Below are 698 nucleotides of genomic sequence, written 5' to 3'. Positions count from 1 at the left end.
AAACTTAACGAGATCCCCTCTCCCCTTAAACACTCTTTTTTCTCTGCGACCTTCGGGAGCAGACGAGATTGTGGCCACAGCCACACATCTCGAATTCCTGCCCAAGACCATGCTATTTTCCGAAGAACTCATTTCCAGGTCCAGGTCCATAGCGTCCGAATGCTTAAGTGCATCGGCAGGAATCTTTAGTATCTGTTTCCGTTCATTGAGGGTTTCAAAATCATATTTGCTTTCTTTGTTCATGACAGATCATATCGTTTAGGTCTTTATGGTTTTTATAGCTGCTGCTTCGGTCTTTTACATGATTGTAATTATCCATCAGATACTTTGTTGCTTGTTGTCCAGCGCTATCATTATCCAAATAGAGATGGACTGATTCATATTTACCTATATGCGTTTCAATATCCTTTATAAATGCAATGGAATTCAAAACAATGATATCAGAAGCCTTTATTTCAGTGCCATCTAAAGTGGCCAGTGACAGCAGATCAAACATACCCTCCAATATGGTCAATTGCTTGCTGCTGTTTTGGATATGGGTATAGGATTTAGGGCTGCTACCGTTCTTGAAAAGCTTGTTCCGCAGTTCCCAGCCTCCCTTAATGTTCTCCAGTCCAATGGCAAAAAACCGGTTGTCCTTATACTGGTACCAAACCTCTTTGCAATACCGTTTGGCCACTGTTATCGGAATGTACCGG

Annotated in this window: 2 protein-coding genes; both read right to left on the bottom strand. The window is 42.0% G+C overall.

Annotation, left to right across the window (positions count from 1 at the left end):
• A partial coding sequence (locus IEW94_RS16880; RefSeq protein WP_229669444.1) for a hypothetical protein occupies positions 1-243 on the bottom strand: 243 nt, incomplete at its 3' end.
• On the bottom strand, positions 221-698 hold a 478-nt coding region (locus IEW94_RS16845), incomplete at its 5' end, for a DUF8464 domain-containing protein (protein WP_194446399.1). The genes IEW94_RS16845 and IEW94_RS16880, both read right to left, overlap by 23 nt.

The organism is Yeosuana aromativorans (assembly GCF_014646655.1).
Taxonomy (GTDB): domain Bacteria; phylum Bacteroidota; class Bacteroidia; order Flavobacteriales; family Flavobacteriaceae; genus Yeosuana; species Yeosuana aromativorans.
This window is presented reverse-complemented; position numbering and strand designations above follow the sequence as displayed.